The organism is Brevundimonas sp. UBA2503, assembly GCF_002341485.1.
In the GTDB taxonomy this organism is placed as follows: Bacteria; Pseudomonadota; Alphaproteobacteria; order Caulobacterales; family Caulobacteraceae; genus Brevundimonas; species Brevundimonas halotolerans.
Genome location: NZ_DDOD01000010.1, coordinates 1 through 16,762, shown reverse-complemented (window position 1 = coordinate 16,762; position 16,762 = coordinate 1). Strand labels below are relative to the sequence as shown.

At 66.3% G+C, this 16,762-nt stretch carries 17 protein-coding genes and 1 tRNA gene; 8 read left to right on the top strand and 10 right to left on the bottom strand.

All coding sequences use genetic code 11. The annotated features are described in order from the left end of the window. The first annotated feature begins 1 nt into the window (after position 1). Positions 2-1,480, top strand: coding sequence for an Asp-tRNA(Asn)/Glu-tRNA(Gln) amidotransferase subunit GatA (gene gatA / locus B4K74_RS04780; RefSeq protein WP_286691982.1), 1,479 nt, complete (start codon positions 2-4; stop codon positions 1,478-1,480). Between the two features lie 665 nt (positions 1,481-2,145). Here gatA and B4K74_RS04775 read toward each other — a convergent pair. Then, entirely contained in the window at positions 2,146-2,469 is a 324-nt protein-coding gene (locus B4K74_RS04775) for a hypothetical protein (RefSeq protein WP_286691981.1), read from the bottom strand. Positions 2,470-2,584: 115 nt separating this feature from the next. On the opposite strand from B4K74_RS04775, the gene B4K74_RS04770 reads away from it, so the two are divergent. Further along, positions 2,585-3,133, top strand: a complete 549-nt coding sequence (locus B4K74_RS04770; RefSeq protein WP_286691980.1) for a hypothetical protein — start codon at positions 2,585-2,587, stop codon at positions 3,131-3,133. Beyond that, positions 3,126-4,643, top strand: coding sequence for an Asp-tRNA(Asn)/Glu-tRNA(Gln) amidotransferase subunit GatB (gene gatB / locus B4K74_RS04765; RefSeq protein ID WP_286691979.1), 1,518 nt, complete (start codon positions 3,126-3,128; stop codon positions 4,641-4,643). Before B4K74_RS04770 ends, gatB begins: the two co-directional genes overlap by 8 nt. Positions 4,644-4,746: 103 nt before the next feature. Here the strand turns inward: gatB and B4K74_RS04760 are convergent, their stop codons facing one another. Then, positions 4,747-5,664, bottom strand: coding sequence for an RcnB family protein (locus B4K74_RS04760; protein ID WP_286691978.1), 918 nt, complete (start codon positions 5,662-5,664; stop codon positions 4,747-4,749). Between the two features lie 177 nt (positions 5,665-5,841). Next, a complete protein-coding gene (locus B4K74_RS04755) occupies positions 5,842-6,384 on the bottom strand; it encodes an RcnB family protein (protein WP_286691977.1) in 543 nt (180 codons plus the stop codon). Between the two features lie 175 nt (positions 6,385-6,559). Here B4K74_RS04755 and B4K74_RS04750 point away from each other — a divergent pair, with 175 nt between their 5' ends. Both B4K74_RS04750 and B4K74_RS04745 read left to right on the top strand, forming a co-directional pair. Then, entirely contained in the window at positions 6,560-7,285 is a 726-nt protein-coding gene (locus tag B4K74_RS04750) for a glutathione S-transferase N-terminal domain-containing protein (protein ID WP_286691976.1), read from the top strand. A gap of 189 nt (positions 7,286-7,474) precedes the next feature. After that, positions 7,475-7,774 (top strand): sel1 repeat family protein, encoded by a 300-nt coding sequence (locus B4K74_RS04745; RefSeq protein WP_123286590.1) that lies wholly within the window; start codon positions 7,475-7,477, stop codon positions 7,772-7,774. On the opposite strand, the gene B4K74_RS04740 is transcribed toward B4K74_RS04745, so the two are convergent. Then, on the bottom strand, positions 7,771-8,508 hold the full coding sequence (locus tag B4K74_RS04740; RefSeq protein WP_123286589.1) for a polysaccharide biosynthesis/export family protein: 738 nt from the start codon (positions 8,506-8,508) through the stop codon (positions 7,771-7,773). The two genes, B4K74_RS04745 and B4K74_RS04740, sit on opposite strands and share 4 nt — an antisense overlap. A gap of 121 nt (positions 8,509-8,629) precedes the next feature. Between B4K74_RS04740 and B4K74_RS04735 the strand changes: the two genes are divergently transcribed. Next, on the top strand, positions 8,630-10,072 hold the full coding sequence (locus tag B4K74_RS04735) for a GumC family protein (protein ID WP_286691975.1): 1,443 nt from the start codon (positions 8,630-8,632) through the stop codon (positions 10,070-10,072). Between the two features lie 53 nt (positions 10,073-10,125). Beyond that, positions 10,126-10,827 carry a hfsB gene (locus B4K74_RS04730; RefSeq protein WP_286691974.1) on the top strand — a complete coding sequence of 234 codons (702 nt, stop codon included), beginning with the start codon at positions 10,126-10,128 and terminating at the stop codon, positions 10,825-10,827. Here the strand turns inward: B4K74_RS04730 and B4K74_RS04725 are convergent. From B4K74_RS04725 to B4K74_RS04710, 4 genes are read right to left on the bottom strand one after another with little or no spacing between them, the layout of a single operon-like run. Beyond that, positions 10,824-11,762 carry a glycosyltransferase family 2 protein gene (locus B4K74_RS04725; RefSeq protein WP_286691973.1) on the bottom strand — a complete coding sequence of 313 codons (939 nt, stop codon included), beginning with the start codon at positions 11,760-11,762 and terminating at the stop codon, positions 10,824-10,826. The genes B4K74_RS04730 and B4K74_RS04725 overlap by 4 nt on opposite strands. After that, complete coding sequence (locus B4K74_RS04720; protein WP_286691972.1) at positions 11,759-12,697, bottom strand: glycosyltransferase family 2 protein; 939 nt, start codon at positions 12,695-12,697, stop codon at positions 11,759-11,761. Before B4K74_RS04720 ends, B4K74_RS04725 begins: the two co-directional genes overlap by 4 nt. After that, the gene (locus tag B4K74_RS04715; RefSeq protein WP_286691971.1) at positions 12,694-14,145 is read right to left on the bottom strand and encodes a lipopolysaccharide biosynthesis protein; all 1,452 of its coding nucleotides are present in this window, start codon (positions 14,143-14,145) and stop codon (positions 12,694-12,696) included. Before B4K74_RS04715 ends, B4K74_RS04720 begins: the two co-directional genes overlap by 4 nt. 13 nt (positions 14,146-14,158) lie before the next feature. Beyond that, entirely contained in the window at positions 14,159-15,730 is a 1,572-nt protein-coding gene (locus B4K74_RS04710; protein WP_286691970.1) for an exopolysaccharide biosynthesis polyprenyl glycosylphosphotransferase, read from the bottom strand. Between the two features lie 139 nt (positions 15,731-15,869). On the opposite strand from B4K74_RS04710, the gene B4K74_RS04705 reads away from it, so the two are divergent. Further along, positions 15,870-15,961: transfer RNA gene (locus B4K74_RS04705), tRNA-Ser, on the top strand. Positions 15,962-16,037: 76 nt separating this feature from the next. On the opposite strand, the gene B4K74_RS04700 is transcribed toward B4K74_RS04705, so the two are convergent. Both B4K74_RS04700 and B4K74_RS04695 read right to left on the bottom strand, forming a co-directional pair. Then, a complete protein-coding gene (locus B4K74_RS04700; protein WP_286691969.1) occupies positions 16,038-16,553 on the bottom strand; it encodes a hypothetical protein in 516 nt (171 codons plus the stop codon). Then, the coding region (locus B4K74_RS04695) for a hypothetical protein (protein WP_286691968.1) at positions 16,550-16,762 on the bottom strand (213 nt) is incomplete at its 5' end. The genes B4K74_RS04700 and B4K74_RS04695, both read right to left, overlap by 4 nt.

Sequence of the window (16,762 nt, the reverse complement as noted above, 5' to 3'; positions counted from 1 at the left end):
TATGTCCGACCTGACCAAACTGACCCTCAAGGCCGTGCTGGACGGCCTCAAGGCCCGCGACTTCTCGTCGGAAGAGATCACCCACGCCTTTGTCGCCAATATTGAATCCGCCAATCCGGCCCTGAACGCCTATGTCGTGCAGACGACCGACAAGGCGCTGGACATGGCCCGCGCCTCCGACGCCCGTCTGGCCAGGGGGGAGGGCGGGGCGCTCGAGGGCGCACCGCTGGGCATCAAGGACCTGTTCTGCACCGACGGCGTACAGACGACCGCCGGGTCCAACATGCTGAAGGGCTTTGTCCCGCCCTATGAATCGACCGTCACGGCCAATCTGTGGGCCGACGGCGCGGTCATGCTGGGCAAGCTCAACATGGACGAATTCGCCATGGGCTCGTCGAACGAGACCTCGGCCTTCGGTCCCGTCCGCAATCCCTGGAAATCAAAGACCTCCAATGCAGAGCTGACACCGGGTGGAAGCTCGGGCGGTTCGGCCTCGGCGGTCGCGGGTGACCTGTGCCTGGCCGCCACGGCGTCGGACACCGGCGGCTCGATCCGCCAGCCCGCCGCCTTCACCGGCACGGTCGGCATCAAGCCCACCTATGGCCGGGCCAGCCGCTTCGGCATGGTCGCCTTCGCCTCCTCGCTGGATCAGGCCGGGCCGATCACGAAGACGGTCGAGGACGCCGCCATCCTGCTGCGCTCCATGTGCTCGTTCGACCCGAAGGACTCCACCAGCCTCGACGTCGAGACCCCCGACTGGACCGCCAGCCTCGGCAAGGGCGTGAAAGGTCTGCGCATCGGCGTGCCGAAGGAATACGTCGTCGACGGCATGCCCGCCGAGATTCAGGCCCTGTGGGACAAGGGCGTCGAGTGGCTGAAGGCTGCGGGCGCCGAGATCGTCGAGATCAGCCTGCCGCACACCAAATACGCCCTGCCGGCCTATTACATCATCGCCCCTGCCGAGGCCTCGTCGAACCTTGCCCGCTATGACGGCATGCGCTTTGGCCACCGGGCGACCGGGGCGAAGTCCCTGACCGATCTTTACGAGACCAGCCGCGCCGAAGGCTTCGGCACCGAGGTCCAGCGCCGCCTGACCATCGGCGCCTATGTGCTGTCGGCGGGGTTCTATGACGCCTATTACGTCCGCGCCCTCAAGGTTCGCCGCCGCATCGCCCAGGACTTCGATGCCGTCTGGGACAAGGTCGACGCCATCCTGACCCCCTCGACGCCCTCGGCCGCCTTTGCCCTCGGCGACAAGGAGATCGACCCGATCCAGATGTACCTGAACGACATCTTCACCGTCACCGCCAACCTCGCGGGCCTGCCCGGTATTTCCGTCCCTGCCGGAGTCGACAGCGGCGGCCTGCCGCTCGGCCTTCAGGTGATCGGCAAGGCGCTGGACGAAGCGACCGTGTTCCAGGTGGCAGACGTGCTGGAACAGTCGGCCGGCTTCGTCGCCAAGCCGGAGCGGTGGTGGTGAGGAAAGTTCCCGCGGCAATGTGGCTTGCCACAGCCGTTGTATCGGGCGTCCTGCCGTTCCTGATGGGTTGGCTCCAGTCTTACGGCCTGTCGTGGACGGCTTGGGAATACATCGTTCTGGGCTCTCTGAGTGCTGCGGCCATCAGCATACTGGGCTGGAGTGTCTTCGCGCGACGCGCTGACGTGAGCTGGCTCACAATTGGCAAGGTTGCAGCGGTTTGGATGCTCTCGCTTGCCGGAGCTAAATTCGTTGGCACTTGGCTATATCTGGCGCTCTGGAATCCAGCTTCGCCTCTGCCGTTCATGACCCACAGATATGCTGCTCAACAAGGTCTGGTTGGCTTAGCGATATGGGCAGTGGCTCTTCTGATACTTCTGCTCACCTTCCGCCGAGGCGCGGGCGCTGGCTTGGACGATTGACGCCTGAGCGCAGGGCCTGAAGCTGTGCCCCATTGTCATCCCGGAATTCGCGCAGCGAATATCCGGGACGCCCACCCTCCAAAAATCAAAACTCCCGGAAGACGGGGACCGTCTGTCCGGGAGAAGGCATCTTCCGAGCAACACGTCTCCCGGATACTCACTGGCGCGAGTTCCGGGAGCGACAGACACAACGACCTGCCGTCCCGGATAGCGCCGGCGGCGCTTCCGGGATGACAAGCGCGCGACCTACTCTTCCAGCGCTTTGATGTCGGCGTCGATGGCGGCGATGATCGCGTCGGTCACTTCGCCCTCGGAATAGGGGGCGACCTCGGCCAGCGTCATGTCCTCGAACTGGGGCAGGGCGGGGTGAGAGCCGATGCCGGGCAGGTGCTTTTCGAGGATGGCGGCGGTGTCCGGATCGGCCAGCAGATCCTTGATCGAGCTGTCGATGGTCGGATTGGCGTGCACCGAAATGACGGCGGTGTCAGCGGCATGGGCCGAGGCGGTCAGACCGGCGAGGCTGGCGGTGGCGAGAGCGGCGGCGGCGAGGGCGGAAATGAGTTTGGACAAGGCGGGCGTCTCCAAGGTTAACGTCGCGCCCAGAGAACCCCGTTTTCACGACAGGCTCAAGACGGGATTGTCTGGACACCTTCACGGGACGCGACCTGCGCCCTAAGACTGGCGCATGGGGCGCAAATTCTCGAGGCTCTTTCGACGGTTTGCCATGGTCGTTTACGGCCTGACGCTTCCCTTATGCCTGCTGGTTCTGTTTGTCGGCGTTGCCGGGGGCGATGCCGAGGGGCAGCACCAGCTGAACTGGGGACTGATTCTCGGCTCGATTCTGGCCATGGCGGTGCTGGTCTGGCGCCTTCGCCTGAACAGGTGCGCCCTCGGTGATCCTGCCGCAGTCCCGACCGTACGGCGCCTGTTGCTGGTGTTCATGCCGCTCGGCATCGTCGCGGTCGCAGGTGTTCTGGTGGCCGCGACCGGGGTGGTCTGGGTCGCTCTCGGCATCTGGCTGGTCGCGGACCCGCAGAACGGCCAGTCGCTTCTCTACATGCCTGCAGGCACTTTCGACGCCCGGATTTCCGGAGTGGTGCTTGTGTTCATCGGGCTGGTCTGCGTGGCTATCGGCGCCCTCCTCAGCCTGTTTTTCTTGCGGCTGTTTCGCCGTAGAAAGCCTGAAATCACTTCCCCGGATAACGCCACAGACCTAGAAGCAGGGCATGACTGATACCGCGACCGACACCAAATTGATCCAGGGCCGCACCGGCGACTGGGAAATCGTCATGGGGCTGGAGATCCACGCCCAGGTGGCCTCGAAGGCCAAGCTGTTCTCGGGCGCCGCCGTCGGCTTTGGCGCCGGCCCGAACGAGCAGGTCTCGCTGGTCGACGCCGGCTTTCCCGGCATGCTGCCGACGCTCAACAAATTCTGTGTGGAGCAGGCCGTCCGTACGGGTCTGGGCCTGAATGCGCAGATCAATAAATTCAGCCAGTTCGACCGGAAGAACTATTTCTATCCCGACCTGCCGACCGGCTATCAGATCAGCCAGCTGTACCACCCCATTGTCGGGGAGGGCGTGGTCGAGGTCGAGGCCGAGGACGGCAGCTTCTTCAACGTCGGCATCGAGCGCCTGCATCTGGAGCAGGACGCCGGCAAGCTGATCCACGACCTGTCGCCGACCGAGAGCTATGTCGACCTGAACCGGTCGGGTACGGCCCTGATGGAGATCGTCTCGCGTCCGGACCTGCGCACCCCCGAAGAGGCGGTCGCCTACGTCAAGAAGATCCGGACGATCCTGATCTATCTGGGCACCTGCGACGGCGACATGGAAAAGGGCAATCTGCGCGCTGACGTCAACGTCTCGGTGTGCCGCGCCGGGGGCTATGACGCCTTCAAGGCGACGGGCGACTTCAGCCATCTGGGCACGCGCTGCGAGATCAAGAACGTCAACAGCTTCCGCTTCATCAGCCAGGCCATCCAGTACGAGGCCCGCCGCCAGATCGAGATCCTCGAGGACGGCGGATCGATCACCCAGGAAACCCGCCTGTTCGATCCGGTAAAGGGCGAGACCCGCTCGATGCGTTCCAAGGAAGAGGCGCACGACTATCGCTACTTCCCCGACCCGGACCTGCTGCCGCTCGAGATCGAACAGGCCTGGATCGACAGCATCAAGGCCTCCCTGCCGGAACTGCCCGATGCCAAGCGCAAGCGGCTGATGGCCGACTATGGCCTGTCGCAATACGACGCCATCGTCCTGATCTCGGAACAGGCCAAGGCCGACTATTTCGAGGCGGCTGCCCAAGGAAACGGAACAGGGCGGCGGGATGCCAAACTGGTCGCCAACTGGGTCACCAATGAGCTGTCGGCGCGCCTGGCGGCCGACCATCTGGATTTCGACCAGAGCCCGGTTCCGGCCGCCCATGTCGCCGAACTGGTCGAACTGATCGAGACCAACGTCATCTCCTCCAAGATCGCCAAGGAGGTCTTTGACCACGTCTGGAACGGCGAAGGCAGTCCCGCCGAGGTCGTCGAGAAGCACGGCCTGAAACAGGTCACCGACACCGGCGCCATCGAAAAGGCCATCGACGACATCATCGCCGCCAACCCCGACAAGGCCGCCGCCGTCGCCGAAAAGCCCCAGGCCCTCGGCTGGTTCGTCGGTCAGGTGATGAAGGCCACCGGCGGCAAGGCCAACCCGGCCGCCGTCAACGACATCCTGAAGGCCAAGCTGGGTATTTAACACCTGGCGCTATCGCTCGGTGCGCGGCACCTCGCTGCTTGAGCGCCGACGTGAAAAGGGCCCGGAGATCGCTCTCCGGGCCCTTCCTCATTTGGCCTGCCGCCTACCAGCGCCAGAAGTCGTAGACGACCTCGATAATGTAGCCGTCGTAGTCGTCGATCAGATAGATGTGGTTGTCGACATAGACCCAGCGCGTGCCCTGGGGCGGGAAGCCCAACCCGTAGGTGCGATAGTCATTTAACTGGTAGCGCCAGAAGATCGACGGCAGGTATTGGCCCTCGTGCCAGCGCTGGTTCCAGTACTGACGCGGCACCGAATAGTAGCCGTAGTCCGGGGCGAAATAGAAGCCGATCCGCACGCCCGAATAGCCGCGGAACGAGCGGTGGTTGCGCCACCAGTCTGACCGGTGGTTGCGGTTCCAGTCGCGGCGCCAGTTGTCCCGGTTCCAGCCGCGCCGGAACTCGCGATAGTCCCGACGGTCGCGACGGTTCTCGAAACGGTCTTCACGCCTGTCTTCACGCCACTCCCGGCGGTCCTCTCGCCGGTCCTGACGATCCTCGCGTCGGTCTTCCCGGCGGTCGCGACGGTCATCCCGATTATCCGGACGGCGGTCCTGACGATCTTCCCGCCGGTCTTCGCGACGGTCCTGACGGTCGTCCCGCCGATCCTCGCGGCGATCCTGGCGCGTGTCGGGACGCGTATCGGGGCGGCGGTCCTGCCGATCCTCCCGACGATCTTCGCGCCGATCCTGACGGTCATCCCGCCGATCCTCGCGCCGATCCTGTCTGTCCTCGCGTCGGTCCTGACGTCCACCGCCACGGTCCTGCGGCGGTTGCGGCCGCTCGATCCTGGGTTGCTGGCGGTCCTCACGGCGCTGCTCGCGTCGCTCCGTCCGGGCTTCGGTACGGCGGTCGCCGCGGTCCTCGCGGGCCTCGGCCTGTTGAGCCTGAGCGACTGCAGGCGCAATCGCGGGAGCCGCGAACGCCGTCAGGGCACTGAAGACCAGAAGAGTGCGTTTCATCTCGATGTCCTTGTCGCCCCTGTCTGTCATCCCGATCGATGATCTGTCCCTAGGCTTGGCAGGGCCAGGCTGAACCGTATGTGAACGAAACCTGACCATGGCGCCGCCTCCTGTTCAAACACAGAAAACCCCGCGAGGCGAACCGCGCGGGGCTTCCTGCCCAATCCTGCCGGGTACCTACCAGATGTCCAGCACCATGTCGGCGATGACGCCCGTGGCCAGCGCCACCAGCAGGATGTCATTGTCCGCATGGACCCAGCGATAGCCGCGCGGCGCCGGCCTCAGACCATAGTAATACGGGTCTCGCACATAATACCGGTGATAGGTCGACGGCAGGCGCGACCCCCGCTGCCAGCGATAGCCGTAATAGCGCGGCTCGACGCGGTGATAGCCGTATCCCGGCGCATACCAGTAGCCCCTGCGGTGTCCGCGGAAATCACGGAAGTCGGACCGACCGCGCCACCAGTCACGATTGTTGCGGTCCCAGCGGTCCGCGCGGCGATGGTTACGGTAGTCGCGCCGGTCATCCCGGCGATCACTGCGCCAGTCGCGCCGGTCTTCGCGGCGATCCCGTCGATAGTCCCGTCGGTCGTCTCGACGGTCCTGACGCCACTCACGGCGGTCGTCGCGGTCGCGGCGGCTCTGGGCTTCGGCGATGGCGGGGGCGGCCAGGGTGGCCATGGTGAGCGCGACGACGGCCGCGCGGGCAAGGTGTCTCATAACACTACTCCGGTGAGGGGTCCGGTGGATCGACGGAGCCGACCGCGATGGGCACAGGCTGTCGGGTCCGAAATGAACCCGACCTGAACGCTCTGGTCAGGAAGGCCCGGCGAGCGCCCCTTGTGACGGGTCGTCCCGGTGCCCAGATGCAAAGGCCAGGCGCAGGAGGCCCCTCATGACCCGACCCATCGAACTCTGGTACTGGCCGACCCCGAACGGCTGGAAGGTCTCGATCGCGCTGGAAGAGATGGGCCTGCCTTATGAGCTCAAGCCGGTGAACATCGGGCGGGGCGAACAGTTCGAGCCCGGCTTCCAGGCTATCAGCCCGAATGGTCGCATGCCGGCCATCATCGATCCGGAAGGCCCGGACGGCCAGCCGCTGTCGATCTTCGAGTCCGGGGCCATCCTTCAGTACCTGGGCCTCAAGTCAGGCCAATTCTATCCGCAGGACGTCCGCGCCCGCACCCAGATCGATCAGTGGCTGTTCTGGCAGGTCGGTGGCCTCGGCCCCATGGCGGGCCAGACCCACCACTTCCGCCAGTACGCGCCCGCCATGATCAAGGACCAGCGCCAGATCGCCTATGGCGTCCGCCGCTATACCGACGAAACCCACCGTCTCTATGGTGTGCTGGACCGTCGACTGGCCGACCGCGCGTTTGTCGCCGGGGACTATTCCATCGCCGACATGGCCATCTGGCCGTGGATCCTGCCGACGCATCAGGGCCAGGACCTGGCCGAATTCCCAAACCTCGCCGCCTGGATGGAGCGGGTCGGCGCAAGGCCCGGGGTCAAGGCTGGTCGGGCGGTCGGCGACGCCCTGCGCGGCAATCTCGCTGCCGCCGGCAAGGACGCCGAAGAGGCCCGCAAGCTGCTGTTCGGCCAGCGTGCACGGCACACCTGATCCGCAGCGTCAACCGTAAACCGGCTCTGAACAATCGATTTACAGCAAGTAAATACAGTAACTTGCATTCATGACTTGGTGACACAAAAGTCGTCGTCGGCGCCTCTGCTGTTAACGCTAACTTCAATCCGCGGCTGTTTTATCCAGACCATCGGCGGGCCAGAAAGGCCTTGGCTGGAGGGACTGGTGATGATGGCGCAAGAACTCGCGCAAGACGCTGAAACGGGCGGCCTGCCGCTGCCCACCCCGGACATGGACGGCGACGCCCTGTTCAAACTGGGCCTGATGTATTCGGCCGGGCAGGGGGGCTGTCCCCTCGACCGGGTCTCGGCCCACATGATCTTCAATCTGGCGGCCATGAAGGGCTCGATCGAGGCGCGCGACTATCGCCGCGAGATGTCGATGGAGATGGACCGCGAGGAAATCAGCGAGGCCCAGCGTGCGGCCCGCCGCTGGATCGACGCCGGCACCGCTACCCTCGCAGCCTAGAACTGCTGATACTGCCCGTTGATCGAATAGGTAAAGCCGACGGGCAGGGCGTTGCGGATCTGGGTGAAGAAATTGGCCAGCTCGCCCAGGTTGGAGCGAGGCACGAACAGGATGTCGCCGCGTCGCAGCGCCACGATCTCGCCCCGGCGCGGTCTGAGGTCCAGAACCCGCATCATGCGCCGGCCGCCCGGACCCCGACGGATCAGGGCCACCTGGGTCAGTTTTGCAGTGGGCAGGAAGCCGCCCGCCTGAATGACCGCCTGATAGGCATCAATGTCGCCAAGCATCTCGTAAACGCCCGGGGTGCGCACCTCTCCGTCGACCCAGACCCTTACAGGCCCTGCCTGCTTCAGCGTTACTTCGACCACCGGGCGCACCAGCTGGGTCGAGAGCGCGGCGCTGACATCCGATTCCAGCTCGAACAGCGTGCGGTCCGCCGCCATCACCTGACCTATCAGGGGCAGGGACACCCGCCCGTCCGGCCCGACCTTCAGCGTGCGGGTAAGCTCCGGAGCCGTCGGGGTCGCGACCTCGATCTCGTCGCCGGGGTAAAGAACGTATTCGGGCTCCGCATCCGTCCAGTCGGCAAACGGGATGTCCGGGAAGGCCCCGGGTGCGGTCGCGGCGTCCGCCCGGCCATACCCGGGCGAGGGCATGCGCCCCGCATTGCCCCCACAGGCCGACAGACCCAGCGCCACGCCCAGCAGAAGCAGGTGTCTGCGATCGACCGTCATTCGGGCTTACCTCGACTCATTCTGACCATGGCCCCTGCACTGTCGGTGAACGTGGGTAACCGATGGTTAACGCGCGGGGCAGAGGATCACCCTGACCCGACCGACAGGATTCTCCCCCCGTATGCGTTCCACCGCCTACACCTCTGCCAGACCCCGGTACGACCTGGCGGACATCGTCGGGCTGTTGTTCCGTCAGATCGGCATCATGCTGGTGGTGTTTCTGGTGATCGCGGTGCTCGGCACCCTGGCGGTGATGACCCTGCAAAAAACCTATACGGCGGAGGCGCGGATCTTCGCCGGCGTGGGCCAGGAATATGTCTACCAGCCCCGCGTCGGCGTCGCGGAACGCGGTCAGGCCCCGGAAGGCGATGCCGTGACCCAGTCGGAAGCCGCCATCCTCAGCAGCCAGGAAGTCAAACAGCGCGTCATCCAGTCCCTCGGCCCGGCCGCCATCCTTGGCGACAAGGCCAGCGGCAGCCGGGCGGTCCAGGAAGCCCAGGCCATGAAGGCGCTGGAGGGCGGTCTGGCGATCGGGGTCGCCCCGGGCAGCCCGATCATCGCCGTCGGCTATGAAAGTTCAGATCCCGCGCGCTCGGCCACCGTGCTGAACGCCATCGTCGATTCCTATCTGACCTATCGCCGCGAATTGTTCACGGATCGCTCGACGGACGCCAACCTGGCCCAGCAGCAAGCCTTCGAGGACGACCTCGCCCAGGCCGATGCCGAGTATCAGGCCTTCCTGCGCTCCAACGACATCGGCGACTTCGCGGCGGCCAAGGCCGGCTATGCGACCAGCTACCAGACCGTCTATGCCGACCGCCTCTCGACCCAGGCTTTGCTGAGGCAAACGGATCAACGTCTCCAGACCCTTGAGGCACAGCTGGCCCGCACCCCGCCCGAGGTTGCCTTGTCCCAGGACCTGAACGTCTCGGCCCGCGACCAGATTCTTCAGGCCCGCAACGAGCGCGAGGCCCTGCTGGCGCGCTACCTGCCGGACTCGCAGCCGGTTCGGGATATCGAGGCGCGCATTGCCCAGCTGGAGGCCTATGTCGCCTCGGGCGGGGGTGTTGGCGTCAAGGAAGTGCGCACGGGTCCGAACCCGATCTGGACCGAGCTGGAGACCACCCGCATTACCGTTCAGGCCGAGCGCGACTCGCTTCAGGCCCGGCTCGCGACGCTTGATGGACAGCTGGCGCAAATCAAGGCCCGCCAGAGCGAGCTGGTGCAGGTCGAATCGCAGAACGCCACCCTGTCCAGCGAACGCGAAGTTCTGTCGGCCAACATCCGCGAGTTCCAGCAGCGCGCCTCGCAAAGCCGCGCCGACAGCGCGCTGGTTCAGGCCGGGGCCGACAATGTCACCGTGATCGAACGCGCCACCGCGCCCACGACCGGCAAGAGCCTGAAGCTGCCCCTGCTGGCTCTGGTGATCCTGTTTGCCGGATTTACCGCCCTGTGCGTCGGGCTTGCGCGCATCTTTTCGCGGCGCGATTTCGCAACTGCCGAGGTGGTGGGTCGCACCCTCGACATGCCGGTTCTGGCGGTCGCGCCAATGAAGGCTCGATGAGTGCGCGGGCGTGCTAGCTTCATCGGTGTAGTGGCGCGTGTGATTGCGATTCGATGATCGACCTGACAACTGAAATGGCAGAGTTGTGGGCCGCCCTCGGGCCGGGCCGTCGGCATCGCGGCCGGGTGATCCTGTTCGTCTCGGCCTTGGCAGGCGAGGGGACCTCGACCGTCGCGCGGGAATACGCCCGCCTCGCCGCCGTGCGCGCCCGCCGCCCCGTGTGGCTGATCGATGCCGACCTCGTCCAGCAGGGCCAGATGGAGACCGTGGGCCGCGAACCCGACCGGTTCGGCCAGCTCGGGCGCCCTGCCCAGGCATCGCCCGATGGATCCAGCTTCTTTGCCGTCAGCCCGCCGCTGGTGGGGCGGGACGGCCAAGCCGTGGCCCCCGCACGCCTGCTGACCGCCCGTCCGGCTCTGGGTGGTCGCCTGTGGGTCACCCGCTTCAATCAGGAAATCCTGCGCTCCGGCCAACGCGCCGAGGCCACCGACGACAGCCGCTACTGGGACGCCATTCGCGCCCATGCCGAGACCATCGTCATCGACGCCCCGTCCGCCGATCGCAGCGATCTGGCGCTGGTTCTGGCCCCGCTGGCGGACGTCACTGTGCTGGTGGTGGCCGGTCAGGCGACCGAGGCGTCCGCGCCCGTCGCCCTGCGCGATGAGATCGAAGCTGTCGGCGGCAGTATCGCGGGGGTGGTCGTCAACCGGTCGACCTATCGGGCACCGACCCTGCTGCGCCGCCGGTCAGCCTAGCCCCCGGCGCGGTCCAGTCGCTGCAGTTCCGAGGCGCCGTAAAAGCGCGGCTCCAGTCCCGGCATCCACATGATCTTGCCTAGACCCTGCGCCGCCCGGTCAAGCGCCCGGGCGCGCCCGGGGCGTCGCAGCAGGGTTAGCGGCACTGCGATCAGGCCCCAGCCGAGCACCTGCACCGCACCCACCGCCATCCATTTGGCTACACTGGCGACATCCCGCTTCGCCCAGGCTGCCTGCGCCGGGCTCTGGCCATAGGCAAAGGCCCGCGACAGGGCATAGCCGAGATTGGCCCGGTGGGCCGGGGCGACCTCGTCCACCCATGCCGCCGCCGACCAGCCATACCGGCCGCCGCGCGCGCTCAGGGCGGCGAACAGGGCGTCGTCCTCGCCGCCCGACTGGTCCCAGCGCACCTCGAACGGCGCCGGGCCGGGCAGGGCGGTCGCCCGCACCATCAGACTGTTTCCGCAGCCGAACGGGTGATCGATCAGCGTGTCACGGTCAGGTCCGGCCCGCCCGAAGAACGCTTCCAGATACGGGCGAACGTCGGCGGCGGCCTCAGGCGCGCGCCCCCGGATCGGGCCGAACACCACATCCGCGCCGTTGCTCGCTTGCGTGGCCAGAAGCGCGGCCAGCCAGCCGGGCGAGGCGATCTCGTCATCGTCCAGAAAGGCGATCAGCGGGGCGTCCGTCGCGGCCAGCCCGGCGTTGCGCGCGGAGGCCACCCCGACTGTGGGCTCGTGCACATAGACGACGGGAAAGGCCTGTCCCTGAAAGCGCTCGGCCACCGCGCGCGCACTGGGCTCGCGGTCATTGTCGACCACCACCACCTCGGTCAGCCACCCCTCGACACCCTGCTGCGCCATGAGCGACGCCAGCGCGCTGACCAGCCCCTCGGGGCGTCGCAGTGTGGGGACGATAATGGCTACCCGGCTCATTTCACGGCCTCGGCGTAGAGGGCGGCGCGGTACAATCGCAGGGCAAAGGCCCGGCTGGCGACCGGCAATCCGTCTCGTTGCGCCCACGTCCGGGCAAGCCCTCGCAGCATTCCCCGTCCGGGCAGGCGACGGATATATCGCGCCGCGCGATAGCTGGGATAGGTGGCGATGATGTCCGGATGCCGCGCGATCACCCGGGCAAAATTCCCCGCCGACTGCTCATACTTGCGTATCAGGCTCTCGACCGTGTCCAGCCCCATATGGGTCGCGGGGATGTCGACATGCTGGACCGGGTGGGCGCGCGAGACCCGCATGGCCCATTCCACATCCTCCCACCCCCAGCCGGTGAAGCCGGGATCAAAGGCCTCGCTTTCGAACACATCTCGCCGGACCAGCAGGTTCGAGGTGTAGACGTATTTCTCAGGCGTCAGGCGCCTCACCTCGACGGGCAGGCATTCCGATCGCTGCGCCAACGCCCGGTGCACGGCGAACTGCGCGTCCGTCGGTGCCTGCAGCAGCGAAAAGCCGCCGAATGCGACGGCGGGGTCGTCCTTCTGAACCAAGGCCACCCAGGCCTTCAGGAAGTCCGGCCGGTCCGGCCGCATGTCGCTGTCAAGGAACAGCCAGGTCCGGCCCCGCGCGGCGCTGGCCAGCCGGTTGCGGCCCCGGGACCGGCCTTCGTTGGCGGTCAGGCTGATCAGGCGCACGGGCAGTCGCGCCTCCCTGATCTGCCGGGTGAGGGCGGCGGTCAGGCCCGCGTCGCCCGTCCCGTCGTCCAGCACGACCAGTTCGACGGCCCCGCCCAGCGCCGAAGCCTCGGCGTCCAGCCGCGCCAGCAGCGCGGCGGGATCATCCCTCAAAAACGGGATCAGCACCGACAGGATCGGTTGGGCCGCCGCATAGGCCGGGCTGTCGGTCATCCGCGCGCGGCTCATACGGGGGCTCCCCGGGCTTTCAGCCGCCGATAGCGCTCCACCAGCACATCGCGCACGTCCGCCGCATTGAGCGTAATGGCGACCAGCCCATAGACGACGGCACCCACCCCGGCATCCAGCATCAGCTCGACGAAGCCACCCGGTGAGGGCAGGGCCATGACCACGGCGGCCATCGCCACCGAGGCTACTGCAATGCGGATCAGGCTGTCGACCGGAATGGGCAGGGCCACGACCCGTCGCCCGATCACGATGACCGAGGTCAGGCCCAGTGCCAGACTGGCCGCAGTGGCCCAGGCGGCGCCCATGACCCCGTAGGCCGGGATCAGGATCAGGTTCAGCACGACATTGGCCAGCGCCGGAATGGCCATGGTCACAAACAGCAGACTGGTGCGCTTGCCCAGCGTGAAGGCCTGTCCGAAGTAATAGCTCGACAACCCCGACATCAGGGCCGCAAAGGCGATCCAGGGGGTGATGGCCGCCGCCGCCCCGCGCAGATCCTCACCGATCATGAACTCCGCCATTGGCCGGGCCACCAGCGCCAGACCGACCGCCGCCGGAATGCCGATCAACAGGAAGGTCGAGGCCTGTTCGCGCGCGGCTTCTTTCAATCCGGACAGACCGTGCCGCTCCAGTGCCATGACCAGCGCTGGCCCGCCCGCCGCACCCAGCCAGATGAACAGCACATCCAGGGTCCGGTTCGCGAGGCTGTAGGCCGCGTGATAGGCGCCCGTCGCGGCCTCATCCAGAAACACCGCCAGCAGGATCCGGTCGGTGGAGCTCAGCACCAGGGTCAGCGTCAGCGACACAGCGATCGGATAGCCATAGCGGGCATAGGACAGCAGCCGCTGCGGATCGGCTCGACCGCCTCGTGCAAACTTCAACTCGGCCGGCAGCACGAAGGGCAGCAGCACCAGCGGCGCCAGTGCCAGTCCCAGCAGCGGCGACGCAGCACCGGCCCCCAGCAGCGCAAAGATCACGCCAAAGCCCAGGCTGCCGATGCTGGTCAGCATGTCCAGCCGCGCCGACTTCGTGACCTCGCCGGAAGCCCGATAGCGCTCCTGCACCAGCCGAGCGAAGCAGCGGATCGGCACACCGGCCACGCCGACCGCCACGGCGATACGGAATTCCATGTCCATGGGCCACAGCCACAGGGTCAGCCCCATGACCGGCAGAAAGATCAGCGTCAGGGCAAAGGTCGCCTGATAGAGACCGGCGAAATGGTCGGCCAGCGACGGCCCCTGGCTCTCGGCGGCCCAGAAGCGCGCCATGGCCGCCTCGATCCAGGTGAACACCGCCACATGGGTCAGGCTGAACACGGCATAGGCGACGGCATAGCGCCCGAAGTCGTCGGGGCTGAGCAGGCGCGTAAACAGCACCAGCGTCAGAAAGCCGACCAGCCCCTGAACAATATTGGCGGGCAGATAGCCCCAGACACCGCGCCAGAACATCAGGACCCGCCGTTCACCGGACAGCCAGCCGGTCGCCCAGCAGCACGGGCACGGTGACCATCATGATCCACAGATCCATCCAGAACGACTGCCGCTCGACATATTCCACGTCCAGCTGCACGCGGCGCCGCACATCCTGGGCCGTGTGCAGGGGCCCGCGCGAGCCCTTGATGGCGGCCCAGCCGGTCATGCCAGGCTTGATCCGGTGGCGGTGGGCATAGTCGGCGACCAGTCGCGCGGACTCGATCTGACCGGTCTTCATACCGATGGCGTGGGGGCGGGGGCCGACCAGGCTCATCTCGCCCCTCAGCACGTTCAGAAGCTGCGGCAGCTCATCCAGACTGGTCGAGCGCAGGACCTTGCCCAGACGCGTGATGCGGTCGTCGTCATGGGTGACCTGGCGACTGGCCGTGGCGTCGGCCGCCTCCTGCTTCATCGTCCGGAATTTCCAGACCACGATCTCCTCGTGATTGAAGCCGTGGCGTCGCTGGCGGAAAAAGGCCGGCCCGGGGCTGTCCATCTTCACCAGCACGGCAATGACCGCCATGACCGGCATCAGCAGGATCAGGGCGATGCCCCCAATGATCATGTCCTGCAGCCGCTTGTTGAAGGCCCGGCGGTCGTCATCGACTGGCCCGTTCAGGCGGGCGAGGCGGGTCCGCGCCAACCGGTCCATGGCCGCCGCGCGCAGTTTTCCGTCCGCCGTATCGACCAGCAGGCTGACCGGATTGGGCAGCGCGCCCAGACGGCGGGTCAGGTCGCGCACCCGCTCCTCCGCCTTGGGATCGATGGCCAGAACAACGCGGTCGACATAGGGCAGGATGCGATGGGCCATCAGCGCCTCGCTGTCACCCAGAACCGGCACGCCCTCGACCGCCTTGGGGGACCGCGCCATGCGGTCGTCGAACACACCGATGATGTTGAGGTCGCGCCGCTGCATGGCTTCGCGGATCATGGCCTCGGCATGTTTGGTGGCCCCGACCAGCACGACGTTGGGGGTCAGGGCTCCGGTCGTCCGCATGCGCCGGATCAACTCCAGCCAGCACAGGTGAAGGCCGTACAGGCTGACGATCATCAGGGCTGGCCAGACCAGCCACAGGGTGAAATTGCTGCCGCCCAGAGCCAGCCCGGCGGCAACGGCTGCCAGACCGCCGACCATTACCAGCCCGCCGACCGTGCCCAGGTGTATGATGCCCGAGGTGTCCCGACCAAAGCGGTAGATGTCGATCGACCGCATCAGGCCCAGGGTGACCACCGCCCCCAGACCCACCGGCAGCACATTACCGACGCTCGCCTGGCCCAGACCCTGCGGTGTCAGCAGGAAAAGGCTCAGCAGGGTGACGATCGTTGCCACCAGCACGTCGATGGCATGAAAATAGTGAACCGACAGGCGCGCGCGCGCCCGTTCCCGCGCATTCAGCCAGACCCCGGGCCGGAAGGGACCCCGCTTGTGACTGGCCGCCTCGTCCGCCGAAGCGTCGTCCGACAGCGATGCGCGCGCCAGCGCCTGCAGGCCTGCGGCATCCAGCTCGCCTGTCGAACCGGTCACGTCATCGGCGATGGCATTGGCGAGCGGGTTGGGCATGGGGCAGGGCGGCTTCCTGTCGACAGTGGCCCACACCACACCACATGCGGCTGACTGTCCCGTTAACGCACAAGCCTGTCATCACTGCTGAACAGCCTGTTGCGCACCCGCGCCGGCTCGGCTATCGACGGCGCCTGCCGGAGACGTGGCCGAGTGGCTGAAGGCAACGGTTTGCTAAATCGTCGTACCCTGTAAGGGGTACCGAGGGTTCGAATCCCTCCGTCTCCGCCAGCCCTTCCTATTTCCTGTTTATTCTCAATGTTTAAGCGGGATGGGGCTGCGCAGTCCCAACGTCAGCCCTAACGCTTCACGATGCCCACGCCTTCCCGGCGCGCGTCTGGTCCATGACGAAAGCGGCCTCCGATGGGTCGTAACCCTCGTCCTCGTCCTCAAGGTCGTGGTGCACTCCTCGGGCGAAATGCTTTCCCTTTGCGACGGACGGATTCACACCTATGCCGCATAGCGACGGTTCGCTGTCACCGCTGTCCTCTAGGTCAGGATCGCCGTCGATCTCGTCCAGCAGGGCGATAAGCGATTCTATGGCGGCCTCGATCCGCAGGCGATAGCGGGAGGGCTCGGCGACCTCCGCCAGAACGTCGGGGGTGATGTTCTTGCCGCGCGCGAGGTCTCGACGAACGGTCCGCTCATCGACGCCAAGGGTGTCGGCGGTCTGTTTGGCATAGGATTTCAAATGGACATTTTGTCCGTTTGATTTTCGGTCGCCGCCTGCCGACTGCACCATCCCCTTCCGCTTGAGGATTTCCTCTCGCCGGACGTGGTGATCGGCGCGCTGGGCGTCGGTCAGTTCGGCGCGGGCGGTCATGACCGGACCCCTTCAATGAGGGCCAGGACGCGCTCCAGAGCCTCCCCATAGGCCTGCCGGGCATCATCCCGCCGGAAGGGTCCGCGAAGGGGCACGACGTTGCTTGAGCGGGCCAGCTCGGCCTCGGCGGACAGTATGTCCAGCACGACCTCAAGGGCCTTCGGTTTCATGCGGCGGGAAAGGGCGCTGATAACCCGCCGGTATGCTTC